The organism is Micromonospora sp. NPDC049101, from assembly GCF_040648675.1.
Classification (GTDB): domain Bacteria; phylum Actinomycetota; class Actinomycetes; order Mycobacteriales; family Micromonosporaceae; genus Micromonospora.
Map to the genome: position 1 here is coordinate 205570 of NZ_JBEZED010000013.1, position 26214 is coordinate 231783.

Below are 26214 nucleotides of genomic sequence, written 5' to 3' on the forward strand. Positions count from 1 at the left end.
CGCTGGGCCGTGACCGAACCCATCCGCACAGACCACGACGGGCCGCCCCGGCCGTCGTACGAAAGGGAAGTTCTCATGAGCGTTGAGGTGTACTACGACGACGATGCCGACCTCGGCCTGATCCAGGCCAGGAAGGTCGCGGTGATCGGCTACGGCAGCCAGGGTCACGCCCACGCGCTGTCGCTGCGTGACTCGGGCGTCGACGTGGTGATCGGTCTGCCGGAGGGCTCGAAGAGCCGTCCCAAGGCCGAGGAGCAGGGCTTCCGGGTTCTCACGCCGGCACAGGCCTCCGCCGAGGCCGACGTGATCATGGTGCTCGCACCGGACACCGCGCAGCGTTCCATCTACACGGAGTCGATCGCCCCGAACCTCGCCGCGGGCAAGGCCCTCTTCTTCGGCCACGGCTTCAACATCCGGTACGACCTGATCAAGCCGCCGGCCGACGTGGACGTGGCGATGGTCGCGCCGAAGGGCCCCGGCCACCTGGTCCGCCGCCAGTACGCCGACGGCAAGGGCGTGCCCTGCCTCGTCGCCGTCGAGCAGGACGCCAGCGGCAACGCGTTCGCCCTCGCCCTCGCGTACGCCAAGGGGATCGGCGGCACCCGCGCCGGCGCGATCAAGACCACCTTCACCGAGGAGACCGAGACCGACCTCTTCGGCGAGCAGGCGGTGCTCTGCGGCGGCGCCTCGGCGCTGGTGCAGACCGGGTTCGAGGTGCTCACCGAGGCGGGCTACGCCCCGGAGGTCGCCTACTTCGAGTGCCTGCACGAGCTGAAGCTGATCGTCGACCTCATGTACGAGGGCGGCATTGCGAAGATGCGCTACAGCATCTCCGACACCGCCGAGTACGGCGACCTCTCCCGCGGCCACCGCATCATCGACTCCCGGGTCAAGGACGAGATGCGCAAGATCCTGGGTGAGATCCAGTCCGGCGAGTTCGCCCGCGAGTGGGTCGCCGAGGACGAGGCCGGCCGGCCCAACTTCACCAAGTGGCAGGCCGAGGGTGCGGCGCACCCGATCGAGGAGACCGGTAAGAAGCTGCGCGGCATGATGAGCTGGGTCGACCGCCCGATCACCGAGACCGCCTGACGGTCCGGACGACAACTCCTACCGGACCCGGGCCGGCGCTCTCCCCAGCGCCGCGCCCGGGCCGGCGGCTCTCTCCCCGCTGCGCCCAGGCGCCCCGTGCGCCCGAGCACCGCGCCCGCGCCAAGATCCGCGCAACATCAGGGATGGTGGCCCCTCGGGGCCTCAGGAGGCAGCTATTTCCCTGATCTTGCGCGCATCTTGGCGTTGTGGGCCCGCGGGCGGTCGACGCTCCCGTGCGCAACCACGTGCGGCGTCAGCGGTCGGCGTCTTGCGGGCGTGACCGTTTCGGTGAGGTGAACGGTCGATGTCCGTCGCTCGACCGGGCGTGTGAGGGCACTCACCCCACAGACCAGAACACGCCGCCCGGCCCGGCCCCTACGATCGCCTGTAGGTGCAGCAGCCGGCACCTGACGGCCACGGCACGGATCAGCGCAGGGCGCAGTGCGGCGCCCCGCCACCGCGCCGATCGCAAACACGACCTCTACGAGGACCGATGAATCCTGTCGTACTGATCGCCGAAGAACTCGCCCCCGCCGCCATCGAGGTGCTCGCCCACGACTTCGACGTCCGTCACGTCGACGGCACCGACCGTCCGGCCCTGCTCTCGGCGCTCTCCGAGGCCCACGCCGTCATCGTGCGCAGCGCGACCCAGATCGACGCGGAGGCCGTCGCCGCCGCGCCGCGGCTCAAGGTGGTCGCCCGGGCGGGTGTCGGGCTGGACAACGTCGAGGTGCCGGCCGCCACCGCGCGGGGCGTGATGGTCGTCAACGCGCCCACCTCCAACATCGTCTCCGCCGCCGAGCAGGCCGTCGCGCTGCTGCTCGCCGTCGCCCGCAACACCGCGAGCGCCAGTGCCGCGCTCAAGGCGGGGGAGTGGAAGCGGTCGAAGTACACAGGCGTCGAGGTGCAGGGCAAGACCGTCGGCGTGGTCGGGCTCGGTCGCATCGGCGTGCTCTTCGCACAGCGCATCGCCGCGTTCGGCACCCGGCTGATCGCGTACGACCCGTACATCCAGCCGGCCCGTGCGGCGCAGCTCGGCGTCCGCCTGGTCGGGCTGGAGGAGCTGCTGCGGGAGAGCGACTTCATCTCCATCCACCTGCCCAAGACCCCGGAGACGGTGGGCCTGATCGGTGAGAAGGAGCTGGCGATCGTCAAGCCCGGCGTCCGCATCGTCAACGCCGCCCGTGGTGGCCTCGTCGACGAGCAGGCCCTCGCGAACGCCATCGCCGAGGGTCGGGTCGCCGGTGCCGGCATCGACGTGTACAGCAAGGAGCCGTGCACCTCCTCGCCGCTGTTCGCCTTCGACAACGTGGTGGCCACCCCGCACCTGGGCGCCTCCACCAACGAGGCGCAGGACAAGGCCGGTCTCGCCGTGGCCAAGAGCGTCAAGCTCGCGTTGCAGGGCGAGTTCGTGCCGGACGCGGTAAACGTGCAGGCCGGCGGCGTGGTCGCCGAGGACGTGCGCCCGCTGCTGCCGCTGGCCGAGAAGCTCGGCCGGGCGTTCACCGCGGTCGCCGGCGGCATCGCCGCGAGCGTCACGGTCGAGGTCCGTGGCGATATCGTCGCGCACGACGTGTCGGTGCTCAAGCTCGCCGCGACGAAGGGCCTGTTCAGCTCGGTCGTCGAGGAGCAGGTCACCTACGTCAACGCCCCGCACCTGGCCGCCGAGCGTGGCGTCGAGGTCACCCTGACGACCCTGGCCGAGACGGCCGAGCAGCCCACCCTGGTCACCGTACGCGGCGCCCTGCCGGACGGCCGGACGGTAAGTGTCTCCGGCACGGTCACCCACTCGGGTGCTCGTGACGTGCTCAAGCTGACCGAGGTGGACGGCTTCGACGTGGAGATCGGCGCCGAGGGCATCCTGCTCTTCCTGCGCTACGCGGACCGGCCCGGTGTCGTCGGCACGGTCGGCACCCTGCTCGGCGAGTCGGGCATCAACATCGCCGCCATGCAGGTGGCTCGGCGTGAGGCGGGCGGCGAGACGCTGATGACGCTCACCGTCGACCAGGCGCTCGGTGCCGACCTGCTCACCTCGGCCGCCGACTCGATCGGCGCCACCGCGGCCAGCGCCGCCGACCTTCGCGACGAGTAGTCCACGGCACGCGGCATGGGGGCCCGGCGATCCGCTGGGCCCCTTTGTCGTACCCCGGGGTGGGGGTCGAACCCGCACCGGGTCGGATCAGCCGGCCCGCCGGGCAGCCGATCAGCCGGCCACCTGGGCGGCTGGTCGGTCGGATCGATCAGCCGGGCAGTCGGGCCGGGGGCGGGTAGACCGAGCCGTCCTGCGGGTCGAAGAGCATCAGCCCGTGCTCGCCGGCCAGCCGCTCGATGTCCAGTAGCACCTGGTCCGCGCAGGTCGGGTGCAGGTTCAGCTCGACATGGTCGTGGGCGGCGTGCAGTGGAGCCACCGCCCACGGGCTGTCCGCGCCGGGGTGACGGTCCGGATAGGAGGCGGTGATCGCCCGGTAGAAGCCGACCACCCGCGGGTCCGGGTAACGGTCCACGTGTCGCCCCTGTCGGCAACCGTCGACCGCTGTCCGTACGTCCTCGGGCGTCGCCCCGTCCTCCAGGGCCCACACGCTCAGATCGAAACTCACGGCGGATAGCGTGCCATCCGCCGTTCACCATGTCGAAACTGCCTCACCGCCGGTCCCGCGGTCTCCCGTCACGACGGTCCGGTGTAGAGACTCTTGCGTCGAGTTGCGTCGATTCGCTAGCGTACGTACTGCGGTTACTGGCCGAGTGCGAGGCGCCGGCCCGTCTTCGGGTGACGCGGTCGACGTCCGACCCGACCGGTCCGCACCCCTCGATTGTGCGAGCCACGCGCACTCGTCGCTGATCGGCCCCCACGGTCGTTGCCGAGAGCGTGGGGGCCGATCGCAAGCCCGACCGGTCGTCGACCACCGAGGCGGTGTGTCCGCCGGCAGCGGGCGACCGAGGTGCGAATCGGGCCGGAGCGCCGCGGTGAGACGGGCTCGATGCGGCGCTGGTGTGCCCAGCGCTGGTGTGTTCAGCGCTGGTCGGCTCCGCGCTGGTGTGCTCAGCGACGGTGTGCGAAGAGCGCGCGATAGTCGGAGTTGCCGCGGAACCACGCCAGGCCGGTGGGGCCGGCGGCGTAGAGCGCGGTGGCGTAGCCGTCGGCGATCGTCAGGTCGGGGCCCACGACGGTGGCGGCGACGAGTTGGTCGGCCGGCTCGCCGGTGTGCGGGTCCACCACGTGCCCCTGCCGCCCACTCACCCCGGAGGTGCCGACCGCGCCGGCGGTCATCTCCAGCACCAGTGGCGCGCGCTCGGGTGCGGTCGGGTGGTGCACGGCGACCCGCCAGGGTCCGCCGTGCGGTGCGTGGCCACGCACGACAAGGTCGGCCCCGGTGACGACGGCGTAGTCGTGGATGCCGGCGGCCCGAAGCCTCTGCGCGACGCGTTCCACCGCCCAGCCACCGAGCAGGCCACCCGGGTCGAAGCCGCCGGGCACCGCCCAGGCGTCGAACCATCCGTCGGTGGCCGCGCGCATGGCCGCGCAGCGGTCCACCAGGTCGGCGAGCGGGGGGTACGAGTCAGGGCTGATCTCGCCCCGACGCAGTCGGGAGACCAGGCTCTCCGGCCGGTTGGGGCCGTAGGTGAGGTCGATGGCGCGCAACTCCGCGACGCTGTCCCGCAGGGCCTCGCCCACGCCCCGGCGGCCGAGCCACTCGGGGGCGTTGAGGAGCAGGGTGTATTCGGCGGTCGCGGTGCGGACGGTGTGCTGCACCGCGATCCGGCCCTCGGTGGCGCCGGCCGGGTCGATGCGGTGCCGGCGGCTGCCGAGGCGGAGGTCGGGCCGGCGGCTGCGGAAGGCCGACGGGTCCGGCCAGCGGGTCCGCGGCTGCTCGTCGATGCGCATCGCATCTGCCCCCTCGCACTCGGCGCCGCGTCGTCGCGGCCAGTGGTGGACGGGCCCCGCGACCCGCCGACCACCAGGGTAGGCAGCGCACATGATCGCCTCATGAATCCCAGCTGAGAGGCTGCTGTGCATTAGGTTATCCCAGATTTTGGACGTCGCGTACCGGGAGGCGGGACGGCGACGTACCGTTGCCCGGTACGGAACCGTTGAGCAGAGGAGTGCGGTCGTGGCGCGGATCGCGGTGGTGGCCGGGGACGGCATCGGGCCCGAGGTGGTCGCGCAGGCCCGCAAGGTCCTCGACGCGGTGCTGCCCGACGTGCAGGCCACCGAGTACGACCTCGGCGCGGCCCGCTGGCACCGTACCGGAGAGGTCCTGCCCGACTCGGTGCTGACCGAGCTGGCCGGGCACGACGCGATCCTGCTCGGCGCGGTCGGCGACCCGACGGTCCCGCCGGGTGTGCTCGAGCGGGGGCTGCTGCTCAAGCTCCGGTTCGCCTTCGACCAGTACGTCAACCTGCGCCCCTCCCGCCTCTGGCCCGGGGTCGCCGGCCCGCTCGGCAACGTCAAGCCGGGCGAGGTCGACCTCGTGGTGGTGCGCGAGGGCACCGAGGGCCTCTACGCCGGGGCCGGTGGAACGCTGCACCGGGACACCCCCGCCGAGGTCGCCACGGAGGAGAGCCTGAACACCCGGCACGGCGTGGAGCGGGTGATCCGCGACGCGTTCGCCCGCGCCGGCCGCCGCGAGCGGCGCAAGGTGACCCTTGTGCACAAGACCAACGTGCTCACCCACGCCGGGTCGCTCTGGTCGCGCACCTTCGACGCGGTCGCCGCCGAGCACCCGGACATCGCCACCGAGTACCAGCACGTCGACGCCGCCGCCATGTTCCTGGTCACCCAGCCGCAGCGCTACGACGTGGTGGTCACCGACAACCTGTTCGGCGACATCCTCACCGACATCGCCGCCGCCGTCACCGGTGGGATCGGGCTGGCGGCCAGTGGCTGCATCAACCCCGAGGGCGCGTACCCCTCGATGTTCGAGCCGGTGCACGGCTCCGCGCCGGACATCGCCGGGCAGGGCATCGCCGACCCGGTCGCCGCCGTGCTCTCCGCCGCGCTCCTGCTGGAGCAGCTCGGGCACAGCGAGTCCGCCGCCCGGGTCAACGCCGCGGTCGCCGCCGAGCTGGCCAGCCGTACTCCGGGTGTGACGCTGCGTACCGAAGAGGTCGGCGACCGGCTCGCCGCCCACGCCGTAGCCTGACCGGCCCGGCACCGGCCTGGCCGGGCACCCTTTCCAGCCCGAGTGGCGTTACCCGCTGAACGACCGTTCGGGGTAAGTTTCTGGCACAGCCCACACGGTGTGCGGTCCCGCATGCCGTTGTCCCGCAGGGAGGTCAGCGCGATGAGCGGTGGTGACATGCTCGACTTCGAGATCCGTCCGAATCCCGCGCCGGTATCGGCCGCCGATCGGGCCGCCCTGCTGGCCAACCCCGGGTTCGGCCGCGTCTTCACCGACCACATGGTCACCGTGCGTTACGCCGAGGGTAAGGGTTGGTACGACGCCCGGGTGGAGGCGCGCGGCCCGATTCCGATGGACCCGGCCAGCGCGGTGCTGCACTACGCGCAGGAGATCTTCGAGGGGTTGAAGGCGTACCGGACGGCCGACGGTGGCGTGACGATGTTCCGGCCGGATGCCAACGCCGCCCGCTTCGTCACCTCGGCGCAGCGGATGGCGATGCCGGTGCTGCCGCCCGAGGTGTTCGTCGACTCGCTGCACAAGCTCATCGAGATCGACCGGGACTGGATCCCCACCGGCGCGGACGGCAGCCTCTACCTGCGGCCGTTCATGTTCGCCAGCGAGGTCTTCCTCGGCGTCCGCCCGGCCAACGAATACCTCTACATGGTGATCGCCTCGCCGGTCGAGTCGTACTTCAGCGGTGGCGTCAAGCCGGTCACCGTCTGGGTCTCACCCGACTACACCCGGGCCGCACCCGGTGGCACCGGCGCGGCCAAGTGCGGCGGCAACTACGCCGCGTCGCTGGCCGCCCAGGCCGAGGCGATCGAGGCCGGCTGCGACCAGGTCGTCTTCCTGGACGCGGTGGAGCGCCGGTTCGTGGACGAGTTGGGCGGCATGAACGTCTTCTTCGTCTACGACGACAACTCGATCGTCACCCCGCCGCTGACCGGCACGATCCTGCCGGGCATCACCCGCGACGCGGTCCTCACGCTGGCCGGGGCAGCCGGGCACCGGGTCGAGGAGCGGCCGGTCAGCTTCGCCGACTGGCAGGCCGACGCGGCCAGCGGTCGCCTGAAGGAGGTGTTCGCCTGCGGCACCGCCGCGGTGGTCACCCCGATCGGTCAGGTCCGCTTCCCGGACGGTGAGTTCCTGGTCGGCGGCGGCGAGCCCGGCCGGGTCACCATGACCCTCCGTGAGCAGTTGATGGACATCCAGCGGGGCAAGACCGCCGACGAGTACGGCTGGGTGCAGCGGGTCCTCTGACCGACGCGACCGCGCCGGCCCGTCCCCACCGGACGGGCCGGCGCAGTCGGCTGCGCCTCGGTCGGCTGGGCCTCGGCGGGTTACGCCTCGGTCGGCTCGTCGAGCAGGTGGTCGCGGAGCGCGGCGAGCTGCTCGTCGGTCACCCCGGCATGGCGCAGGTACGCCTCGATCGAGCCGTACCCCTCGCGTAGTTCGTCGAGGAAGATCTGCATCGCCTCGGCGGGCGAGGCCAGGAACGGCGCTGGCACGTTCACGCTGGTCGGGCTGGTGGTCTTCAGCCAGGCACTGAACCGGGCCGACGCCTCGGTGCTGAGCGCGTAGTCCGCCGTGATGTCCGCGTCGTCGACACCGAGCACGGCGAGGGTCAGCGCACAGACGATGCCGGTGCGGTCCTTGCCGGCGACGCAGTGCACCACCACCGGGGCGTTCGCGGAGTCGGCGATCAGCCCGACCGCCTCGGCCAGCCCGGCGGTGCCGGTCTGGGCCAGGTCGGCGTACCGGTCCGCGAGGTAACGGGCCAGGCTGGCACCCTCCTCGTGCGGTGTGCCCGCCCAGTCCTCGTGCTCCGGGTGGATGTTCCGGTAGGTCAGCCCCTGGTACGCCGGCACCCGGCCGTCCCGTTGCACCTCGCTGGGGCGGCGCAGGTCGATGACGGTGCGGATCCCGATCGCGGCGAACGCGTCCTGGTCCTGCTCGGTGAGGCGGTGCAGCGAGTCGGAACGGAAGAGCCGGCCCCGGCGTACGGGTCGGTCGCCGTGGCCGAGGTAGCCACCGACCTCCCGGAAGTTGAAGGTGGCGGGCAACGAGATCTGGCGGCTGTCGTCGATGGCGTCCACGTGCACACGGTAACGGCCGGCGGGGCCGCACCCCACCGGCCGTCGGGTCGAACAGTTATCGGGCGGTGCCCGGCGGGAGGGCGCCGTACGTCTCGTCGTAGTAGCCGCCCAACTGATCCCGGTAGCTCGGGTCGCTGTGGCTGCTCTCGTCGTACTCCGGGGCGGCCTTGATCTGGTCCCGGGTCCGGTCGACGGAAACGGTGCGCTGGTCGTGGTCGACCTGGTTGACGGTGCCGGCCGGCAGCATCACCTTCTTGCCGAAGATCCAGGGGCCGGTGTCCACCACCAGGTAGCTGCCGCCCACCTCGTGGCTGGCACTGTCGATCTTGCCGACTCCGCCGTCACTGGCCTCGACCTTGTAGCCGACCAGGTCGGCGTCGGCCACCCCGGCCTGGTCCCGGTACCGCCAGGGGTCGAACGTGCCGGCCGGCGCGCCGCCGGGCACGGCACCCTGGTCGCCGCCGCGCAGCGGGTCCGGCCCGGCGTGGGTGGCGTGCGGATCGATGCTGTCCATGCCGTTCACTCCTGACTGTCGCCGATCGTCTCGGCGTAGGCGGGTACGTCGTCCCCGCAGGAGCTACCCGGCCGTCGGGGGCCGGAAACGGCGAGCGACCAAGGGCTCGGCGGCGGGCCGAGGGCCGTGGGTGCGGCGACGGGTCGAGGCCGCGGCGGCGGTTCGCGGGCCGCGAGGTGTGGCGACGGGCCGACGCCGCGAGGTGCGGTGTCGGCCCGTCGGGGCGTACCTGCTCAGGCGAGGGCGGCCTCGGCGTCCAGGGTGACCGCCGCGGCGTGCACCACGGCGGAGATCCGCAGCGCCTCGTGCACCTGCTCCCGGGTGAAGCCGCTGGCCCGCAGCTTCTTCTCGTGCAACTCCAGGCACACGCCGCAGCCGGTGATCGCCGACACGGCGAGGCACCAGAATTCGAAGTCGCCCTTGTCCACGCCGGGCCGCGCGATGATCCGCATCCGCAGCCGGGCCGGCATCGAGGCGTACTGGTCGTCGCCGATGAGGTGCTTGGCCCGGTAGTAGATGTTGTTCATCGCCATGATCGCGGCGGCGCCCTTGGCCGCCTCGACACCCTCCGGCCCGAGGTGCCCGAGCGCCTCGGCCGCGATCTCCCGCAGCACCACGGGGTTGCGGGCGGCGACCGCACAGGCCAGCGCGGTGCCCCAGGTCTGCGTCGGGGTCAGCGTCGAGGTGCCGACCGTGGAGCCCAGGTTGAGCTTGATGTCCCTGGCGTACTCCGGCAGGGCCGCCTTGATCGCGTCCAGGCCCATGGTCAGACCCCGGCGCCGGCGAGGAGGGCGTTGGCGTCGAGGGTGTCGCCGCCCCTGTTCCAGTTGCCCGGGCACAGCTCGTCGGTCTGCAGCGCGTCGAGCACCCGCAGCACCTCGGAGACGTTGAACGCCTCGTTGGCGTCCAGAGACACGCGGGCGGTGAGTTCGTACTCGGGGAAGCGGTCACCGACAGTGAGCACAGGTCCTCCTTTTGGGCGGCACGGTGGCTGTAACTGGATCTTTTCCAGATATTTCCGCATGGCTGTTTTCGCCGGTTGGCAGCCTAGGGGCTGCTGAAGCCGAGCACCGATGGCGGGCTCCGGGCCGCCCCCAGGCCGAGTGCACCCTCCGTAGTCATCTCGGTATGTGGATTGTCCTTCCCACATTCGGGGGCGAGTGGCACAGTGGTGACCGTGAGCAACACCTCCCTGATTATTGCGACCTAGCGCGCCGGCTCTCCCCTCCGCCGAGCGCGCAGACCTCCCGTACCCGCGGGAGGTCTTTTTGTTGCTCAGAGAAAGGATCCTGATGACGTTCCAGGTCTACGACACGACCTTGCGCGACGGCGCCCAGCGCGAGGGGCTCACCTACTCGGTGATCGACAAGCTGGCGGTGGCCCGGCTGCTCGACGAGTTCGGCGTCGGCTTCATCGAGGGCGGCTGGCCGGGTGCGGTGCCCAAGGACACCGAGTTCTTCCGCCGGGCGCGCACCGAGCTGGACCTGCGGCACGCCGTGCTCGTCGCGTTCGGCTCCACCCGCAAGGCCGGTGTCGCGGTCGCCGAAGACCCCCAGGTGCGCGCCCTGTTGGACGCGCAGACCCCGGCGGTGACGCTTGTCGCCAAGGCCGACACCCGACACGTCGAACGCGCGCTGCGCACCACCGGCGCGGAGAACCTGGCGATGATCCACGACACCGTCGGCCACCTCGTCCGCGAGGGCCGACGGGTCTTCGTCGACGGCGAACACTTCTTCGACGGCTACCGGCACGACCCCGCGTACGGCGCGGCCGTGGTGCAGACCGCGTTGGCCGCCGGCGCCGAGCGGATGGTGCTCTGCGACACCAACGGCGGCATGCTGCCGTCCCAGGTGAGCGCCGTCATCGCCGATCTGACCGACCGGCTGGGGATCGACCCCGCGCTGCTCGGCATGCACGCCCAGAACGACACCTCCTGCGCGGTGGCCAACACGATCGCTGCCGTCGAGGCGGGCGTCCGCCACGTCCAGGGCACCGCCAACGGGTACGGCGAACGCCCCGGCAACGCCGACATCTTCGCGGTCGCCGCCAACCTCCAACTCAAGCTCGGCATGCCGGTCCTACCGGAGGGCTGCCTGGCGCAGATGGTGCGGGTCTCGCACGCCATCGCCGAGATCGCCAACATCGCCCCCGACACCCACCAGGCGTACGCCGGGGCCGCCGCCTTCGCCCACAAGGCGGGGCTGCACGCGAGCGCGATCAAGGTCGACCCGTTGCTCTACAACCACGTGGACCCGTCGGTGGTGGGCAACGACATGCGGATCCTGATCACCGAGATGGCCGGCCGGGCCAGCGTCGAGCTCAAGAGCCGCGAGCTCGGTCTGGACCTGGCCGCCAGTCCGGAGGCGCTGACCCGGGTCACCAAGCGGGTCAAGGAGTTGGAGGCCGGCGGGTGGTCCTTCGAGGCCGCGGACGCCTCCTTCGAGCTGCTGGTCCGCTCCGAGCTGCCGGAGGGCGGCCCGGCCCGACCGTTCACCCTGGAGTCGTACCGGGTGCTCGTCGAGCACCGTGAGGACGGTTCGGTGGTCTCCGAGGCGACCGTCAAGATCCGGGTACGTGGGGAGCGGGTGATCGCCACCGCCGAGGGCAACGGCCCGGTCAACGCGCTCGACGAGGCGCTGCGGGTGGGGCTCGCCCGGCACTACCCACAGCTGCGCGCCTTCGAGCTGGCCGACTACAAGGTCCGCATCCTCGAGGGCAGTCACGGCACCGGCGCGGTGACCCGGGTGCTGCTGGAGACCGCCGACGGCACCGGCCGCGACTGGACGACGGTAGGCGTACACCCCAACGTCGTCGAGGCCAGCTGGCACGCCCTGATCGACGCCCTCACCTACGGCCTGGCCCCCACCACGGTCTAACCATCTCACCCCACCCCACCCCCGCGATCTTGCACTTCGTGTCGCCCGTTCGCGGCTCTTGGTCCGCTGTCTGAGGGCAGAAAGTGCAAGATCACGGTGGGCTGGGGAGGGTGAGGGTCGCGAGGACGGGGCGGTGGTCGCTGCCGGGGAGGGCGAGCACCCGCACCGAGCGGACCGCGATGCGCCGGTCGACCAGCACGTGGTCGATGGTGACCGGTGGGATGAGGTCACCGTCGTACGGGCCCCAGGTGCCGACCAGGCCCTCGCCAGCGGCGTCGGCGGCGTCGACGTAACCGGTGCGCAGCAGGGCTCGCAGCGGGCCGTGGTCGAGGGTCGCGTTGAAGTCCCCGGCGAGGATCTGCAGGCCGCCGTCCGGAGTGGCCGGTGGCTGCGCGGTCAGGTCGGCACGCCAGGGACCAACCTGGTCGAGCGCGTACGGCGCGGAGGGGTGCGCCGACTCGACCCGCACCGGGGGTGCGCCGGGGATCGTCACCGTCCCGTACGCCTGGGTGAAGCCCCAGCCGTTGAGGTTGCGCCGAAGGCCGACGTCGGTGAGCGGCCACCGCGAGTAGAGCCCGGAGCCGGGAGTGCCGACCTCCGGGTTGAGTTGGCGGTGCGGCAGCAGCCGGTCGAGGCCGAGCTGATCCAGGGCGGTCCGCGCGTCCGGCGTGAACTCCTGCACGGTGAGCACGTCCACCTCGTGCCGCCGGACCAGCTCGACCAACGTCCGCGCGTCGCCCGTCCCGGCGAGCAGGTTGGCGGTGAGTAGCCGCACGGTCGGCCCGGCCGCCGCGGGCTGCGGAGCGGCCAACGCCCGGGGTGCGACGACGCCGAGCAGCGCCACCGCCGCCAGGGCCGCGACCGCCGCCGGCCACCATCGCCGCAGGGCGAGTGCGAGGGCCAGGGCCAGCACGCTGACACCTGCGATGTACGGCGTGAAGGCGAGCGCCTGCACCAGTGGACCCCGGTCGAGGCCGAGCAGTCGGACGGCGGCCCAGAGGGCTGTCGGCGCGATCGTCAGCCAGCAGAGCACCGTGCCGAGTCGTGCACTGCGGTACCACCTCGGCGCGGGGGTGGGCCTGGTCGGGCCGTCGACGATCATGACGGTGATCCTAGTGGGCGCTCCGAATGCAATTCGTGAATGGTAACGCCTTCACATTTCACAGTTTGTCTGACGGCTGGTCGACAGCTCAATAAAGTGAGATCAACTATTGACGGCTGGCTTTTTGCGGTGCTACGTTCCATCTGGTTCAAGCGACGCCACTCTGAGTAGTAATCGCAGCTCAGATGGGATGTAGAACGTTCAGAAATCAACCTCACCGGTTGCCAGTGGGCTAGGTTTTCCGCACCCCAATGTCGTCGTCCGCCTATTTATGGGCAGTCATCCGTCCCGCCCCGCGGGTCGGTCGAATTCGCACGGTCATACAAGGGGGACCTGTCATGGAAAAATCCTTCCGACGTAAGGCGGCAGCGGTCACGTTCGCTGTCCTGGCGCTCACCCTGGCTGGTGGGGGGATCGCCATCGCCCAGCCGTCGGCGAAGGCGCCGCAGGCGGCCGTCAAGCCGACGGTCCGTGAAACCAACACCCAGCCGCCGGTCACCGCCGAGTCCGCACGCTCGGCGAAGGCCGCGCTGAAGGCGGGCGGGGTCACCACGATGGCGGCCGCCACCTGGTTCACCGTCGTCAACGCCAACGGCACCAAGGCGCGTGGCACCGGCACTGTGATCAAGTACGGCCCCGGCCAGTACGAGGTGCAGTTCGGCTACAACGTGTCGGCGGGTGCCTTCCTGGCCACCATCTCCCGACACGACTCCTGCTGCATCCCTCCGGGTGGTGAGGTCGGGGTAGCCCCGCGACTGAGCACGCCCAACGGGGTCTACATCGAGACCCGCAACTCGGCGGGAGTCCCGACCGACCGCGGCTTCACCCTGCTCACCCACACACCCTGACCGGATCGGCAACCCGGCCCCCGCGCTTCCTGCGCGGGGGCCGCTCGCCGCTCGCGCGCTGCCGGGCGTTGCTCGCGCGCTGCCGGGCGTTGCCCGCGCGCTGCCGTGGGCCGTCGGCGGCCCGTGATCGACTCGGTTTTCTGAAAGGCGTGGTGTCGGCTTCGGTCTGATGCACCGATTTTCAGGAAGTCGAGTCGATCATTGGGCGCGGCCATGGCCGGGGCTCGCAAAGGCCTTTCGCGCCTTCTTGGTCGAGGCCCAGGCCCCGCCCCTGGTCCCGGTCCCGCCCCTGGTCCCGGTCCCGCCCCTGGTCCCGGTTCCGCCCCTGGTCCCGGTCCCGCCCCTGGTCCCGGTCCCGCCCCTGGTCCCGGTCCCGGTCCCGGTCCTAGGCCTCGTCGTGGTCCTGGTCCCGGTCCCGGGGGCGGCACGGTTGAGGGGTCCTCGGGGGGCTCGTGTCGATCGTCGCGCTTCCGTGCGACTTGTCCCTGTTCCGGCCACTCCGGGCCCGTCCGGGCCGCACAATCCGACGTTTGCCGGGCCCTCGGCCAGGGAAGCAAGCACCGTGACGGACATCTCGGACACCCTGGCCAGCATGCCCAGCTCGGTCGATCCCGAGCCGACGGGCGTCGAGCTGGAACAGACCCTCTTCGAGGTCAAACGCGTGATCGTCGGGCAGGATCGGCTCGTCCAACGCCTGCTCACCGCACTGATCGCTAATGGGCACTGTCTCCTGGAGGGCGTGCCCGGCGTGGCCAAGACCCTGGCCGCGCAGACCCTCGCCACCGTCGTCGGCGGCACCTTCTCCCGGATCCAGTTCACCCCGGACCTGGTCCCCTCCGACATCGTCGGTACCCGGATCTACCGGGCCTCGAAGGAGACCTTCGACATCGAACTGGGCCCGATCATGGCCAACCTGGTGCTGGCCGACGAGATCAACCGCGCCCCGGCCAAGGTGCAGTCGGCGCTGTTGGAGGCGATGGCGGAACGGCAGGTCTCCATCGGCGGGCGCAGCTGGCCGGTCCCGCAACCGTTCCTGGTGCTGGCCACCCAGAACCCGATCGAGTCCGAGGGGGTCTACCAGCTCCCGGAGGCGCAGCGGGACCGGTTCCTGATGAAGGTGGTGGTCGACTACCCCAGCGACGCCGACGAACTGGCCATCCTCTACCGGATGAGCACCGACCGGCCGAGCCCGCGTCCGGTGCTCGACGCGCAACGACTGCGGGCCCTCCAGGCCCACGCCGAGCGGGTCTTCGTCCACCACGCGTTGGCCGAGTACGTGGTGCGGCTGATCCTCGCCACCCGTGACCCCGGCCGGTTCGGGCTGCCGGAGATCGCCCCGCTGTTGGCGTACGGTGCCAGCCCCCGGGCCACCCTCGGACTGGTCGCGGCCGCTCGGGCCCAGGCGCTGCTGCGGGGCCGGGAGTACGTGCTGCCCGAGGACGTGCGTGACCTGGCCGTCGACGTCCTCGCCCACCGGCTGGTGCTCTCCTTCGACGCGGTGGCCGACGGGGTGTCGGCCGAGAGCGTGGTACGACGGTTGGTCGAGGCGGTGCCACCGCCCCGGTTGGCCACCGGCCACCCACAGCAGACGCCGGATCTGGCGGCGGCATGAGACGAGCGATCGTGGCGCCGGCCGGCCCGGGCCTGGCCGAGTTGGCCCCGGATCAGCGGGTACGTCGCCTGGAGCTGACCGTCACGCGCCGACTGAACGGCCTGCTGCATGGCCAGTACCGCGGCCTGCTGCCCGGACCGGGCAGTGAACCCTCGGGCAGCCGCGAGTACCGGCCGGGCGAGGACGAGGTCCGCCGGATGGACTGGGCGGTGACGGCCCGCACCGCCGTGCCGCACGTCCGGCAGGTCGACGCCGACCGGGAACTGACCACCTGGCTGCTCGTCGACGGCAGCGCCAGCATGGAGTTCGGCACCGCCGAGCTGGACAAGCGGGAGTTGGCCGTGGCCGCGGTCGCGGCGGTCGGTTTCCTGACCGCGGGCGTCGGCAACCGCCTCGGCGCCCAGGTGCTGCGGGCCGACGGGGTACGCCGCTTCGAGGCCCGCAGCGGGCGTACCCATCTGCTCGCGCTGCTGCGCACGCTGCTCGCCGCCCCGCGACCCACCGCGCCCGGCGACCGGCCGGGGTGGGGGGCGGCGGGGCCGCCGGACCTGGCCGACGGGCTCGACGCGTTGCACCGGATCGCCAACCGGCGTGGTCTGGTCGTGGTGGTCTCCGACTTCCTCGACGGCCTGCCCGACGACCCTGGCCAGCCGGCGCCCTGGGAACGGACCCTGCGCCGGCTCGCCGCCCGACACCAGGTGCTGGCGATCGAGGTCACCGACCCACGTGAGCTGGAGTTACCGGACGTCGGCCTGATCACGCTGATGGACCCGGAGACCGGTCGTCGCCGCGAGGTGTGCACATCGGACCGGCGGCTGCGCGAGCGGTACGCCCAGGCCGCCGCCGCCCAGCGCGACCAGATCCACGGGTCGTTGCGCCGCAGCGGGGCCACCCACCTGCCCCTGCGCACCGACGGGGACTGGTGCGCGGACATCGTCCGGCACGTGCGGGCCCAGCGTCGGCTGGCCGCCGCGCCGGTCGGCCCGGCACGGGGAGGTGTCGCGTGACCTGGCAGTCGCCGCTGCGACTCTGGCTGCTGCTCGGCGTACTCGCCCTCGTCGGCGTGTACCTGCTGATGCAACGCGGGCGCAGCCGGTACGCGGTCCGCTTCACCAACCTGCGACTGCTGGACCGGGTGGCGCCGGAGCGGCCCGCCTGGCGTCGGCACGTGCCGGCCGGGCTCTTCCTGGCGATGCTGGCCCTGCTGGTCGTCGGGTTCGCCCGCCCCAGCGCCGAGGTCCGGGTGCCCCGGGAGCGGGCCACGGTGATGGTGGCGGTGGACGTGTCCACGTCGATGCTCGCCACCGACGTGGACCCGGACCGGTTGGCCGCGGCGAAGCAGGCCGCCCGACGGTTCGTCGAGGGCCTGCCCGACGAGTTCAACGTGGGTCTTGTCGCGTTCGCCGGCAGCGCGGCCGTGCTGGTGCCACCCGGCACCGACCGGGACGCCCTCGACGAGGGGATCGACCGGCTCGCCGAGGGCATCACCGGCGTGCAGGGCACCGCGATCGGCGAGGCCATCAACACCTCCCTCGGCGCGGTCAAGAGCCTGGACAGCGCGGCCGCGAAGGAGACGCCACCGGCCCGGATCATCCTGCTCTCCGACGGCGCCAACACCTCCGGGATGGACCCGATGGAGGCGGCGGCCGAGGCGGTGACGGCGGAGGTGCCGGTGCACTCGATCTCCTTCGGGACGCCGTCGGGGTTCGTCGACCGAGGTGGACGACCCATCCAGGTGCCGGTCGACGGGCAGACCCTCAAGGCGGTCGCCGAGGAGACCGGCGGGATGTTCCACGAGGCCAGCACCACCGACGAGCTGAAGGCCGTCTACGACGACATCGGCAGCTCGGTCGGCTACCGCACCGAGCGGCAGGACGTCTCGGCCCGGTTCATCGGCATCGGACTGGTGTTCGCGATGGGTGCCGCCGCCGGCTCGATGCGCTGGTTCTCCCGCCTGCCCTGACCGCCGCCCACCACAGTCGTCGACCGTGAGGAGTACGCATGGCAGTACAGACCGGACTGGGCGAACCGCGCGGTCCCTGGTTCATCTCACCGCACCTCGACCCGGACGGGCGCGGGTGGTGGGACACGCCCGAGCGTGACCCGGGCGAACGAAGGCCGCGACGACTGCTCGCCGCGCTGGCCGTGGTGGCGCTCTCCGCCATCTCGGGGGCCGTCGCCGGTGGCGTGGTGGCCGCCCGGGACGGGGCTGGCGGCCCGGCTGCGGCGTCCGCCGCCCCGGTGTCGGCCGAGCTGGTCACCGCGGCCGAGCGGACCGTGCCCGGGGTGGTGTCGGTGTTGGCCGGCGGTACGTCGGCCGGGTCGGCGACCGGCTCGGGCTTCGCGGTGGACGACCAGCAGCATCTGATCACCAACGATCACATCCTGGCCAAGGGCGGTGGCGGGCCGGTGACCGTGGAGCTGCCCGACGGCCGCCGGTTCGCCGCCGACGTGGTCGGGCGGGAACCACGCAGCGACCTGGCGGTGCTGAAGGTGCCGGCCGCGGCCGGTCTCACCCCACTGCCCCTGGCCAAGCCGGGCGCGACCCGGGTCGGCGAGCCGGTGCTCGCGGTGGGCTCACCACTCGGCCTGGCCGGAACAGTCACCGCGGGCATCGTCAGCGCCCTGGACCGCCAGGTGCGGCTGGGCAACAACCGGCACCGCGCGGTGCAGACCGACGCGTCCATCAACCCCGGCAATTCGGGTGGGCCCCTGGTCAACGCCCGGGGGGAGGTGGTCGGAGTGAACACCGCCATCGCGACAATCGACGGGAACGGTTCGATCGGCATCGGGTTCGCCATCCCGATCGACCAGGTGCAGCAGACCGCCGACACGATCATCGGCAAGGGCGGCTGACCTGCCCAGACAGCCTGGCGGCGCGCTGCCAGTGTCAGATATCCGGCGCGACGGCATCGGGCCATGGAAATATTACTGTCGGTATGGATACTGGCGGAGGTGGAGCGTCCTCTTCTCGCGGTCCTCCTGCTGGTGGGCCTGGTCATCGGATGTGCGGTGGGGTCGGCGTACGCCCGGGCACGACGCGGGTGGAACGACTACCAGACCGTCCGGAAATCGGTGCCGGGCGCCCGTCGAGGCGCCTGGTCGCTGATCCGCGGGGTCGCCGTGAAGGCCGGCGTGATCGCGCTGCTGCTCTTCGGCGCGGTGGCGTACGCGGCGGTCGGCTCCGACGAGGAGACCGCGGGGCCGGCGCCCGGCCAGTCCCCGACGCAGAGTGAGACCCCACGCCGATGACCCCTGGCGAGTCGTCGCGGGTTAGCCTCGGGGCGTGGACGACGGACTGCGGGTGACCGATCGGTGGGTCGTCCCCGCCGGGGAGCTACGGGAGCGCTTCTCCCGCTCGTCGGGGCCGGGTGGGCAGGGTGTGAACACCGCCGACTCCCGGGTCGAGTTGAGTTACGACCTGGCCAACTCGCCGGCCGTGCCCGAGTGGCTGCGGTCCCGGGCGCTGGCCCGGCTGGCCAACCGTCTGGTCGACGGGGTGCTGACGATCGCCGCCAGCGAGCACCGGGCCCAGTTGGCCAATCGGGAGGCGGCCCGCGAGCGGATGACCGCACTGCTGCGGGAGGCCGCCGCACCCCCACCGCCGGCTCGCCGGGCGACCCGCCCGTCCCGTGGCGCCAAGGAGCGCCGGCTGGCCGAGAAGAAGCGTCAGTCCCAGCGCAAGCGGGACCGCCGCGCCGACGACGACTGATCGGCCGCGCCTCCGACGTCCCCGAGCGGCGCGGGAGTCAGCCGGTGAGGGACCAGGCCTGGTTCTGGCCGCCGATGCACTCCCACTGCTGCACGAAGGCACCGGGCGCCGGTGCCGTCAGGGCGGAGTTGGCCGCGTCGAGGCACTTGTCGCTGTGGCCGGCCCGCAGCTCCCACTTGTCGTCTGCGCGGCGCTGAAGGTGCCAGGTCTGGTTCGGGCGCCAGCGGCAGCTCTCCAACCCCAGCCCTGCCCCGTTCCCGGTCGAGGCGTCGCGGACGCTGAGGCATCGTCTGCTGGCGGCGTCCCTGAGCTGGAAGGCGTTCTGGTAGGCGACCCGTCCGCCTCGACGCAGAAATTGGAACCGCTGTGTCGGTCGATTCATATCCGGTTGCACTTTCATGTCCGCCCCGTCGACGGCCAGATTGTCCCGGCCGCTGTAGGCGCTGTGCAGCCGCCCGGTGTAGTCGAACAGGACGAATGGCACCGATGTTGTCTCGCCGCGCTTCGAAACGGTGGCCACCCACCGGTTGGACGCGCTTTCGTTGAACCTCTTGTGTGTTTCACGCACCTGGGGTGCGACGCAGAGGTGGTCCTTGGGCGTGGCCTCCCGCCACACGAACCCCTGCTGGCAGGTGTCGGGCCCGTAGGTCCGGTCGGCCGGGTTGCGGAACTGGTTGGGGTTCCGGTTGTCCAGTTTCACGAATTGTCGGGTCTTCGGGTCCACGCAGACGTGATCGTCCGGCCGGGCTTCCCGCCACACGTTTCCCGCAGTGCAGGTGGACGGGCCGAATGGCCCAAACGCGGCCGCCGCGCCACGAACCGCGGGTTTCTCGAACGTTGTGCCGCCGCCGCTCGCCGCACTCACGGACGCAGTTTCGGACGCCGTTATGCCGATCGTCAGAAGACCGGCAAGGAACATCAGTGAACTTGCACCGGTAATCATGAAAATCAAGCTAACACGATGAGTCGCGCCGCCGATGGGACAACGCGACGATCGCCTCAGGGCCTCTCCGACTGACAAAAACTGGAATCTGTCAGCCGGATGATGTACGGTCATCGGGTACCCACGATGAGAGGACACCCCCATGGACACCCGCTCCCTCGGCGCCACCGGACCCACCGTCTCCGCCCTCGGGCTCGGCCTGATGGGCATGTCCGACTTCTACGGCACCGCCGACGAGGCCGAGAGCATCGCCACCATCCACGCCGCCCTGGACGCCGGCATCACCCTGCTGGACACCGGCGACTTCTACGGCATGGGCCACAACGAGATGCTGCTGCGCGACGCGCTGCGCGGCCGCAACCGGGACAACGCGGTGATCAGCGTCAAGTTCGGTGCGCTTCGCGACGCCGAGGGCGGTTGGAACGGCAACGACGTCCGGCCGGTCGCGATCAAGAACTTCCTGGCGTACACACTGCGTCGGCTCGGCACCGACCACGTGGACGTCTACCGACCCGCCCGACTCTCCCCCGACGTCCCGGTGGAGGAGATGGTGGGCACCCTGGCCGAGCTGGTCAAGGCCGGCCACGTCCGGCACATCGGCCTGTCCGAGGTGAGCGCGGAGACGCTGCGCCGGGCACACGCCGTGCACCCGATCAGCGACCTCCAGATCGAGTACTCCCTGATCTCCCGCGACCCGGAGGCCGCGATCCTGCCGACGGCCCGCGAGCTGGGCGTGGGCATCACCGCGTACGGGGTGCTCTCCCGTGGCCTGATCAGTGGCCACTGGCAGCCCGGGCAGCAGACCACGGGTACGGACTTCCGCAGCCACCTGCCCCGGTTCGCCGGCGCGAACCTGGACCGCAACCTCGCCCTGGTGGACGCGCTGCGCGCCATCGCCGAGGCGCGCGGCGTGACCGTGGCGCAGATCGCCATCGCCTGGGTGCTGTCGCGCGGCGCGACAATCGTCCCGGTGATCGGCGCCCGCACCCGGGAGCGGCTCACCGAGGCGCTGGGCGCCACGACTGTCACCCTGACCGAGGCGGACCTGGCCGCCATCGAAGCCGCCGTCCCGGCCGGCGCGGCGGCCGGAACCCGTTACGACGAAGCGCAGATGGCCTTCCTGGACAGCGAGCGCGCATGACCGCGGGCCGTGGCGTGACCGCCGGTCCGGGGGTCGCGCCACGGTTGCCGGCGCGGTCAGGGAGGCTGGCCTGATGAGCGACGCCACCGCCCTGACCGCCGACCGCATCCTCGACACCGCCGAGGAGGTGCTGCGCCGGTACGGGCCGGCGAAGGCGACAGTGCTGGACGTCGCACGTGCGCTGGGCGTCAGCCACGGCAGCGTCTACCGGCACTTCGCCAGCAAGGCCGCCCTGCGCGAGGCGGTCGCCGAACGCTGGCTGGCCCGGGTCTCCACCCCCCTGATCGAGGTGGGCACCGGCCCCGAGCCGGCCGCGCAACGGCTGCGTCGGTGGCTGGCCGAGCTGAGCGGCACCAAACGCCGGATGGCCCGGGAGGACCCGGAGCTGTTCGACAACTTCCACCAGCTCGCCACGCTCTCCGAGGGTGCCGTCGCCAACCACCTGGAGGTGCTCGCCGGTCAGCTCAGCCTGATCGTCGCGGACGGGGTGGCGGCCGGAGAGTTCAGCGTGCCCGACGCGGCGGTGGCCGGCCGGGCGCTGCTGCAGGCCACCGCCCGTTTCCACCACCCGGCACACCGCACCGAGTGGACCGAGCCCGGGCTCGACGACGACCTGACCGCAGTGGTCGACCTGCTTGTCGACGGCCTGCGTACCCGCACGGTCGGCTGAGCTATCGATCAGAGCGGGACGGCGGTGAGCAGTCGGTCGCGCAGCACGGCGGCCCGCTCGGCGAACCCGCGCTGCGCGGCGGCGTACTCCGCCCGCCCGTCGGCGGTCTCCACCCGCACCGCGGGATAACCCAGCGCCGCCAGGTCGTACGGGCTGGCCCGCATGTCCAGGGTACGGATCTCCCGAGCCAGCTCGAAGCAGTCCGCGACCAGCTCGGACGGCACCAGCGGCGACAACTTGTACGCCCACTTGTACAGATCCATGTTGGCGTGCAGGCAGCCCGGCTGGTCGAGTGCGTGCTGCGTCTCCCGGGTCGGGGTGAGCAGATTCAACGAACGGGCCGGCGGCGTGAAGAACCGGAACGCGTCGAAGTGGCTGCACCGCACGCCCCGCTCCTCCACCACCACGGCGGTCCGTTCCGGGGTCAGCCGCAACGGCCAGGCGTTGTGCCGCACCTCCTCGTGGGTCTGCCGGTAGACCATCGCCCACTCGTGCATCCCGAAGCAGCCGAAGTGCGGCGCCCGCCCGGCGGTGGCCGCCAGCAGGGATCGGATCCAGGCGATCGACTCGCCGCGCCGCGCGCGTACCCCATCGGTGTCGAGGGTGACCCCGGCGGTGGTGGCGCGGTAGTCCCGGCCGAACTCGGCCGGATCGGCATCGCGCAGCTCGACCCCGGCGCCCGGATGCCAGCGACGGAGCTGGGCCGGGCGGTGCGAGTAGTAGGTGAACAGGAAGTCGGCCACCGGATGCCGCTCACCGCGCCGCCGGCGGGCCAGGTGCGGGGTCAGCCAGACGTCCACCCGCTCCTCGTGGGCACGCCGGCGGGCCTGCCACGCCGCCGCGTCGAGCACGGCGGGGGCGAGGGCGGCGGTCACGCACCCCAGGGTACGACCGCCGCCCGCGCACCCGGTCAGGGCATGTGCACCCGCACGCCGGCGGAGAACACCCCGCTGCGCAGCTCCAGCTGCTGGGGCGGGTCCCGTCCGTCGACCGTGAACACCAGCGGCAGCACCATCCGGCTGCCCGCGGCCATCGGGTCGGCGAAGATGTCCCGACCCAGGTTGGCCGCCCGGGTGGCCGACTCGTCGGTGCTCACCCAGCGTCCACCGGGCAGGTACGCCCGTTGCAGCTGGCCGTGCCAGGGCTGGTGGTCACCGGTGACGTTACGCACCCCCACGGTGGCCTGACAGCGTCGGCCGTTGGCCGGCGCGGCACCGCCGCCGTCGGCCTTCCCGGGTGAGCCGCAGGACATCCGGTAGACGGTGAACTCGAACGCCGACTCGCGAAGTGGCACACCCACCGGCCCGGTGACCCCGCTGCCCATCCACGCGCCGCTGGTGGGCTGCTTCTGCGTGTCGATCGCCGAGACCCGCCGGGTCGCCGTCCAACCCGCGGTGCCGACGACGCCAGCGAGGACCACCACGGCCGCACCCACCACCAACCAGACCGGCGGGGTACGCCGACGCCGCGGCGCACTCGGGGCCGCCGGGCGCGGATAGATCGTCCCGCGACCACCGTCGGGCCCGCCCCCGCTGGCCAGTGCGGCAGCCGTGACCCGGCCCGCGCGCCGACGTCGCCACACCCAGGCCAGGGCGGCGCTGATCAGCAGCAGGACCGCCAGGCCGGCGAGCAACACCGGGTACCGACGCCAGGGCGGTGCCTCGGTGACCTCGGCCGCCGGTGCCGCCGCCGCCTGCCAGGTGGCCGTGGCGCAGTCGTACGGCCGGGTGCCGTCACTGGTGAACGCGCAGGCCGGCGCGGTCAGCGGCTGGCCGGGCGCGGTCGCGGCGAGCGCGGTGCCCAGCGTGGTGCTGCTGTGCGCCGGCAGCCTCAACCGCCAGGTCACCTCGGTGGTCGACCCGCCGGCCCGGGTGGACCGGCCGCCGGCGCTGATCGCGGTCGGCGACGACCCGGCCGGCAACTCCTGGCGCACCGTGGTGTCCACCGGTGCGTTGCCCACGTTGCGCACCTGGATCCGGTACCTCGGTGCGGGGCTGGTCTCCGGCGCGACCGCCACCGTGACCTGCTGCGGGGGCGCCGACGCCGGTGCCCGCGACGGCGGCCCCATCGCCGGTGGCGCCGACGGCGGGGTGGGCTCGACGGCCAACCGCGCGAGCACCGCGACCGGTGGCCGCGTGGTCGTCACCGGCGTGGCCGTCGCCCCGGTCGCCACGGCGGTCGGCACCCCGGTCGGCACGGCGCTCGGTCGGGTCGCGACGCCCGGTGGTGGCACCTGCGTGGCCGGTGGCACCTGCGTGGCCGGTGGCACCTGCGTGGCCGGTGGCACCTGCGTGGCCGGTGGCACCTGCGTGGCCGGTGGCACCTGCGTGGCCGCTGGCATTTGCGCGGCGAGTGGCGCCTGCGCGGCGGATGGTGCTCGCGCGGCCACTGGTATTGGCGAGGCGGATGGTATTGGCGAGGCAGATGGTGGTGGCGCGGCCGGTGGTCTCGGCGCGGCCGGTGGTGCGTGCGCGGGCGGCGCCTCCGGGGCCACCGCCGGCAGGGCCGGCACGGCGGCGAGGATGCCGAGGCAGTGGACGAACACTGCGAGGGCTCTGTGGTGTCGTGTCGATGCAGGCATACGAACGAACCTCCGGAGCCGACGCTAGGGGCGAGTCGCCTCCGTGCGGGTACGAAGTCGGGAAGCCCGCCCGGGTCACCTCCCGCGCCGGTAGGCTGCCGCCCGCTGACGGGTTGAGCACACCCCACGGCCGGTCCTGGCCGGTGGAGGTGTCGGCGGGGCTAGATTGGCCGGGTGCGTATCGCTCGTTTCGCCCATGCCAAGGGAATGTCGTTCGGTGCCGTCGAAGGTGAAGCGGGGGCCGGGCCGGAGGGCCTGACCATCGCCGAGATCGAGGGCCACCCGTTCGGCAAACTCTCCTTCAGCGGGGCCCGGTGGGCCCTCTCCGACGTTCGGCTGCTCTCGCCGATCCTGCCCAGCAAGGTGGTCTGTGTCGGTCGCAACTACGCCGACCACGCCGCCGAGCTCGGCAACGATGTGCCCAAGGAGCCGCTGCTCTTCCTCAAGCCGTCCACCTCGGTGATCGGCCCCCGGGACGCCATCCGCCTGCCGATCTTCTCCAAGCAGGTCGAACACGAGGCGGAGCTGGCGGTCGTGATCGGGGCGCCGGGCGCGCGCCGCGCCGACCGGGCCGCCGCCGAACGCGCCATCTTCGGCTACACCTGCGCCAACGACGTCACCGCTCGGGACCTCCAGCGCTCCGACGGGCAGTGGACCCGGGCCAAGGGCTTCGACTCGTTCTGCCCGATCGGCCCGTGGATCACCACCGGTCTGGACGTCTCCGACCTGGAGATCCGCTGTGAGGTGGGTCGCAACCCGGAGGAGATGGAGGTACGCCAGCTCGGCCGCACGAAGGACATGGTCTTCGACGTGCCGGGCCTCGTGTCGTACATCTCGCACGTGATGACCCTGCTGCCCGGCGACGTCGTCCTCACCGGCACTCCGGCCGGGGTTAGCCCGCTCGTCGAGGGGGATACGGTCGCCGTGCGGATCGAGGGCATCGGGGAGCTCAGCAACCCGGTGGTTCCGGTCGCCTGATCGGTCGGATGCCCCTGTTTCCGCAGCTCACAGGCGGTTCGGGGGGATCCGATTTGGCCTGCCGGCACCGGGAGGGTAAAGTTCACTCCCGGCGCCGCAAGGGGCCAATGGGGTATGGGGTAATTGGCAGCCCGACTGATTCTGGTTCAGTTAGTCTAGGTTCGAGTCCTGGTACCCCAGCGCTACCGGAGTTCGCGAGAATTCCGGACGCTGGATTCTGACGGAGTTCGACTCCGCCCCCTCGGGGGCGGAGAGTGGTCTCCGGCAGAGTGCAGCTCCTCCGCCCGCCGGGGTGGGGGAGCGAAAAGTGGTTCTGGCCCCGTCGTCTAGCGGCCCAGGACGCCGCCCTCTCAAGGCGGTAGCGCCGGTTCGAATCCGGTCGGGGCTACATCGTGCACAGCCCGTCTCACCTGGTGAGGCGGGCTGTTTCGTTGTCTGTGTCGGAGCTGCTGTGGCCCCTGTGTCGGAGCTGCTGTGGCCCCTGTGTCGGAGCTGCTGTGGCCCCTGTGTCGGAGCTGCTGTGGCCCCTGCGTCGCGCTGCTGTGGCACCTGTGGCCCGCCGCCGCGGGTCCTGCACCCCGCGCTCGCCCCAACCGGCGGTGCCGCTAGACTACAGCCGCACCGCTCGCGAGGGCGGTGAACAGGAAAGTTCTGGCCCCGTCGTCTAGCGGCCCAGGACGCCGCCCTCTCAAGGCGGTAGCGCCGGTTCGAATCCGGTCGGGGCTACACCCAAAGGCTCATCTCGCTCCGCGAGGTGAGCCTTTCCCGTCCCCCCTACCCCCCGTCCCCCTGCCCCCTACCCCCCCTCGCGTTGATCATGGAGTTATAGCCACTGGCCTCGGCTTGGGGTCAAGGGGTGAGTGCAATCGTTAGGTAGCGATGAGGTGGTCCAGGCGTTCGGCTGGGGTTGCCCAGTCGAGCGTCTGGCGGGG

At 71.9% G+C, this 26214-nt stretch carries 24 protein-coding genes, 3 tRNA genes and 1 pseudogene; 18 read left to right on the top strand and 10 right to left on the bottom strand.

The window, feature by feature from the left end; translation table 11 throughout:
- The first annotated feature begins 75 nt into the window (after positions 1-75).
- A complete protein-coding gene (ilvC, locus tag AB0B57_RS19980) occupies positions 76-1089 on the top strand; it encodes a ketol-acid reductoisomerase (RefSeq protein ID WP_357071524.1) in 1014 nt (337 codons plus the stop codon).
- A 493-nt stretch (positions 1090-1582) separates the two neighbouring features.
- Positions 1583-3181 (top strand): phosphoglycerate dehydrogenase, encoded by a 1599-nt coding sequence (gene serA, locus AB0B57_RS19985; RefSeq protein WP_357071527.1) that lies wholly within the window; start codon positions 1583-1585, stop codon positions 3179-3181.
- Positions 3182-3329: 148 nt separating this feature from the next.
- On the opposite strand, the gene AB0B57_RS19990 is transcribed toward serA, so the two are convergent.
- Entirely contained in the window at positions 3330-3686 is a 357-nt protein-coding gene (locus AB0B57_RS19990) for a hypothetical protein (protein ID WP_357071530.1), read from the bottom strand.
- Positions 3687-4129: 443 nt separating this feature from the next.
- The gene (locus AB0B57_RS19995) at positions 4130-4972 is read right to left on the bottom strand and encodes an FAD:protein FMN transferase (RefSeq protein WP_357071533.1); all 843 of its coding nucleotides are present in this window, start codon (positions 4970-4972) and stop codon (positions 4130-4132) included.
- Between the two features lie 226 nt (positions 4973-5198).
- On the opposite strand from AB0B57_RS19995, the gene AB0B57_RS20000 reads away from it, so the two are divergent.
- Both AB0B57_RS20000 and AB0B57_RS20005 read left to right on the top strand, forming a co-directional pair.
- Positions 5199-6230: a 3-isopropylmalate dehydrogenase gene (locus AB0B57_RS20000; protein WP_357071536.1), complete on the top strand. Its 1032-nt coding sequence runs from the start codon at positions 5199-5201 to the stop codon at positions 6228-6230.
- 141 nt (positions 6231-6371) lie between these two features.
- Positions 6372-7469, top strand: a complete 1098-nt coding sequence (locus AB0B57_RS20005; RefSeq protein WP_357071539.1) for a branched-chain amino acid aminotransferase — start codon at positions 6372-6374, stop codon at positions 7467-7469.
- 80 nt (positions 7470-7549) lie between these two features.
- Here AB0B57_RS20005 and AB0B57_RS20010 read toward each other — a convergent pair whose 3' ends face one another.
- From AB0B57_RS20010 to AB0B57_RS20025, 4 genes and pseudogenes are all read right to left on the bottom strand, one after another.
- Positions 7550-8305: a tyrosine-protein phosphatase gene (locus tag AB0B57_RS20010; protein WP_357071542.1), complete on the bottom strand. Its 756-nt coding sequence runs from the start codon at positions 8303-8305 to the stop codon at positions 7550-7552.
- Positions 8306-8360: 55 nt separating this feature from the next.
- Positions 8361-8819 carry a PRC-barrel domain containing protein gene (locus AB0B57_RS20015; RefSeq protein ID WP_357071545.1) on the bottom strand — a complete coding sequence of 153 codons (459 nt, stop codon included), beginning with the start codon at positions 8817-8819 and terminating at the stop codon, positions 8361-8363.
- Between the two features lie 233 nt (positions 8820-9052).
- Positions 9053-9583 (bottom strand): carboxymuconolactone decarboxylase family protein, encoded by a 531-nt coding sequence (locus AB0B57_RS20020; protein WP_357071548.1) that lies wholly within the window; start codon positions 9581-9583, stop codon positions 9053-9055.
- A gap of 2 nt (positions 9584-9585) precedes the next feature.
- A pseudogene (locus AB0B57_RS20025) lies at positions 9586-9708 on the bottom strand (peroxiredoxin); the annotation flags it as partial.
- A 403-nt stretch (positions 9709-10111) separates the two neighbouring features.
- Between AB0B57_RS20025 and cimA the strand changes: the two are divergent.
- A complete protein-coding gene (cimA, locus tag AB0B57_RS20030) occupies positions 10112-11695 on the top strand; it encodes a citramalate synthase (protein ID WP_357071551.1) in 1584 nt (527 codons plus the stop codon).
- A 91-nt stretch (positions 11696-11786) separates the two neighbouring features.
- Here the strand turns inward: cimA and AB0B57_RS20035 are convergent, their stop codons facing one another.
- Entirely contained in the window at positions 11787-12728 is a 942-nt protein-coding gene (locus tag AB0B57_RS20035; protein ID WP_357071606.1) for an endonuclease/exonuclease/phosphatase family protein, read from the bottom strand.
- Positions 12729-13135: 407 nt separating this feature from the next.
- Here AB0B57_RS20035 and AB0B57_RS20040 point away from each other — a divergent pair, with 407 nt between their 5' ends.
- From AB0B57_RS20040 to arfB, 7 genes are all read left to right on the top strand, one after another.
- On the top strand, positions 13136-13645 hold the full coding sequence (locus tag AB0B57_RS20040; RefSeq protein ID WP_357071554.1) for a hypothetical protein: 510 nt from the start codon (positions 13136-13138) through the stop codon (positions 13643-13645).
- Positions 13646-14207: 562 nt separating this feature from the next.
- Positions 14208-15257, top strand: a complete 1050-nt coding sequence (locus tag AB0B57_RS20045) for a MoxR family ATPase (RefSeq protein WP_357071557.1) — start codon at positions 14208-14210, stop codon at positions 15255-15257.
- A complete protein-coding gene (locus AB0B57_RS20050; protein ID WP_357071560.1) occupies positions 15254-16264 on the top strand; it encodes a DUF58 domain-containing protein in 1011 nt (336 codons plus the stop codon). The genes AB0B57_RS20045 and AB0B57_RS20050 overlap by 4 nt, the downstream gene beginning before the upstream one ends.
- The gene (locus AB0B57_RS20055) at positions 16261-17220 is read left to right on the top strand and encodes a VWA domain-containing protein (RefSeq protein WP_357071563.1); all 960 of its coding nucleotides are present in this window, start codon (positions 16261-16263) and stop codon (positions 17218-17220) included. The genes AB0B57_RS20050 and AB0B57_RS20055 overlap by 4 nt, the downstream gene beginning before the upstream one ends.
- A 38-nt stretch (positions 17221-17258) precedes the next feature.
- Positions 17259-18113 (top strand): trypsin-like peptidase domain-containing protein, encoded by an 855-nt coding sequence (locus AB0B57_RS20060; RefSeq protein WP_357071566.1) that lies wholly within the window; start codon positions 17259-17261, stop codon positions 18111-18113.
- 99 nt (positions 18114-18212) lie between these two features.
- Positions 18213-18509, top strand: coding sequence for a hypothetical protein (locus tag AB0B57_RS20065; protein ID WP_357071569.1), 297 nt, complete (start codon positions 18213-18215; stop codon positions 18507-18509).
- A gap of 34 nt (positions 18510-18543) precedes the next feature.
- Positions 18544-18969: an alternative ribosome rescue aminoacyl-tRNA hydrolase ArfB gene (gene arfB, locus AB0B57_RS20070; RefSeq protein WP_099851126.1), complete on the top strand. Its 426-nt coding sequence runs from the start codon at positions 18544-18546 to the stop codon at positions 18967-18969.
- 37 nt (positions 18970-19006) lie between these two features.
- On the opposite strand, the gene AB0B57_RS20075 is transcribed toward arfB, so the two are convergent.
- Complete coding sequence (locus AB0B57_RS20075; RefSeq protein ID WP_357071609.1) at positions 19007-19912, bottom strand: RICIN domain-containing protein; 906 nt, start codon at positions 19910-19912, stop codon at positions 19007-19009.
- 142 nt (positions 19913-20054) lie between these two features.
- Between AB0B57_RS20075 and AB0B57_RS20080 the strand changes: the two genes are divergently transcribed.
- Together AB0B57_RS20080 and AB0B57_RS20085 are read left to right on the top strand one after the other, a co-directional pair.
- Positions 20055-21053 (top strand): aldo/keto reductase, encoded by a 999-nt coding sequence (locus tag AB0B57_RS20080; RefSeq protein ID WP_357071572.1) that lies wholly within the window; start codon positions 20055-20057, stop codon positions 21051-21053.
- A 73-nt stretch (positions 21054-21126) separates the two neighbouring features.
- Positions 21127-21723, top strand: coding sequence for a TetR family transcriptional regulator (locus AB0B57_RS20085; protein WP_357071575.1), 597 nt, complete (start codon positions 21127-21129; stop codon positions 21721-21723).
- Between the two features lie 8 nt (positions 21724-21731).
- Here the strand turns inward: AB0B57_RS20085 and AB0B57_RS20090 are convergent, their stop codons facing one another.
- Both AB0B57_RS20090 and AB0B57_RS20095 read right to left on the bottom strand, forming a co-directional pair.
- On the bottom strand, positions 21732-22598 hold the full coding sequence (locus AB0B57_RS20090; RefSeq protein ID WP_357071579.1) for a 3-methyladenine DNA glycosylase: 867 nt from the start codon (positions 22596-22598) through the stop codon (positions 21732-21734).
- A 35-nt stretch (positions 22599-22633) separates the two neighbouring features.
- Entirely contained in the window at positions 22634-24064 is a 1431-nt protein-coding gene (locus tag AB0B57_RS20095) for a hypothetical protein (RefSeq protein WP_357071582.1), read from the bottom strand.
- Positions 24065-24478: 414 nt separating this feature from the next.
- Here AB0B57_RS20095 and AB0B57_RS20100 point away from each other — a divergent pair, with 414 nt between their 5' ends.
- The 4 genes from AB0B57_RS20100 (at position 24479) to AB0B57_RS20115 (ending at position 26008) form a co-directional block, all read left to right on the top strand.
- Positions 24479-25282, top strand: coding sequence for a fumarylacetoacetate hydrolase family protein (locus AB0B57_RS20100; protein WP_357071585.1), 804 nt, complete (start codon positions 24479-24481; stop codon positions 25280-25282).
- Between the two features lie 108 nt (positions 25283-25390).
- Positions 25391-25462, top strand: a tRNA-Gln gene (locus tag AB0B57_RS20105).
- Positions 25463-25597: 135 nt separating this feature from the next.
- A tRNA-Glu gene (locus AB0B57_RS20110) sits at positions 25598-25670 on the top strand.
- A 265-nt stretch (positions 25671-25935) separates the two neighbouring features.
- Positions 25936-26008: transfer RNA gene (locus AB0B57_RS20115), tRNA-Glu, on the top strand.
- Positions 26009-26214 lie beyond the last annotated feature (206 nt).

What these genes read in the sequence shown, in the direction of transcription:
- AB0B57_RS20015 (WP_357071545.1), bottom strand. Translation starts at nt 8,819, where the DNA reads ATGGACAGCATCGATCCGCACGCCACCCACGCCGGGCCGGACCCGCTG.
- serA (WP_357071527.1), top strand. Translation starts at nt 1,583, where the DNA reads ATGAATCCTGTCGTACTGATCGCCGAAGAACTCGCCCCCGCCGCCATC.
- AB0B57_RS20020 (WP_357071548.1), bottom strand. Translation starts at nt 9,583, where the DNA reads ATGGGCCTGGACGCGATCAAGGCGGCCCTGCCGGAGTACGCCAGGGAC.
- AB0B57_RS20075 (WP_357071609.1), bottom strand. Translation starts at nt 19,912, where the DNA reads ATGATTACCGGTGCAAGTTCACTGATGTTCCTTGCCGGTCTTCTGACG.
- ilvC (WP_357071524.1), top strand. Translation starts at nt 76, where the DNA reads ATGAGCGTTGAGGTGTACTACGACGACGATGCCGACCTCGGCCTGATC.
- cimA (WP_357071551.1), top strand. Translation starts at nt 10,112, where the DNA reads ATGACGTTCCAGGTCTACGACACGACCTTGCGCGACGGCGCCCAGCGC.
- AB0B57_RS20050 (WP_357071560.1), top strand. Translation starts at nt 15,254, where the DNA reads ATGAGACGAGCGATCGTGGCGCCGGCCGGCCCGGGCCTGGCCGAGTTG.
- AB0B57_RS20005 (WP_357071539.1), top strand. Translation starts at nt 6,372, where the DNA reads ATGAGCGGTGGTGACATGCTCGACTTCGAGATCCGTCCGAATCCCGCG.
- AB0B57_RS20095 (WP_357071582.1), bottom strand. Translation starts at nt 24,064, where the DNA reads ATGCCAGCGGCCACGCAGGTGCCACCGGCCACGCAGGTGCCACCGGCC.
- AB0B57_RS20085 (WP_357071575.1), top strand. Translation starts at nt 21,127, where the DNA reads ATGAGCGACGCCACCGCCCTGACCGCCGACCGCATCCTCGACACCGCC.
- AB0B57_RS20080 (WP_357071572.1), top strand. Translation starts at nt 20,055, where the DNA reads ATGGACACCCGCTCCCTCGGCGCCACCGGACCCACCGTCTCCGCCCTC.
- AB0B57_RS20060 (WP_357071566.1), top strand. Translation starts at nt 17,259, where the DNA reads ATGGCAGTACAGACCGGACTGGGCGAACCGCGCGGTCCCTGGTTCATC.
- AB0B57_RS19995 (WP_357071533.1), bottom strand. Translation starts at nt 4,972, where the DNA reads ATGCGCATCGACGAGCAGCCGCGGACCCGCTGGCCGGACCCGTCGGCC.
- AB0B57_RS20040 (WP_357071554.1), top strand. Translation starts at nt 13,136, where the DNA reads ATGGAAAAATCCTTCCGACGTAAGGCGGCAGCGGTCACGTTCGCTGTC.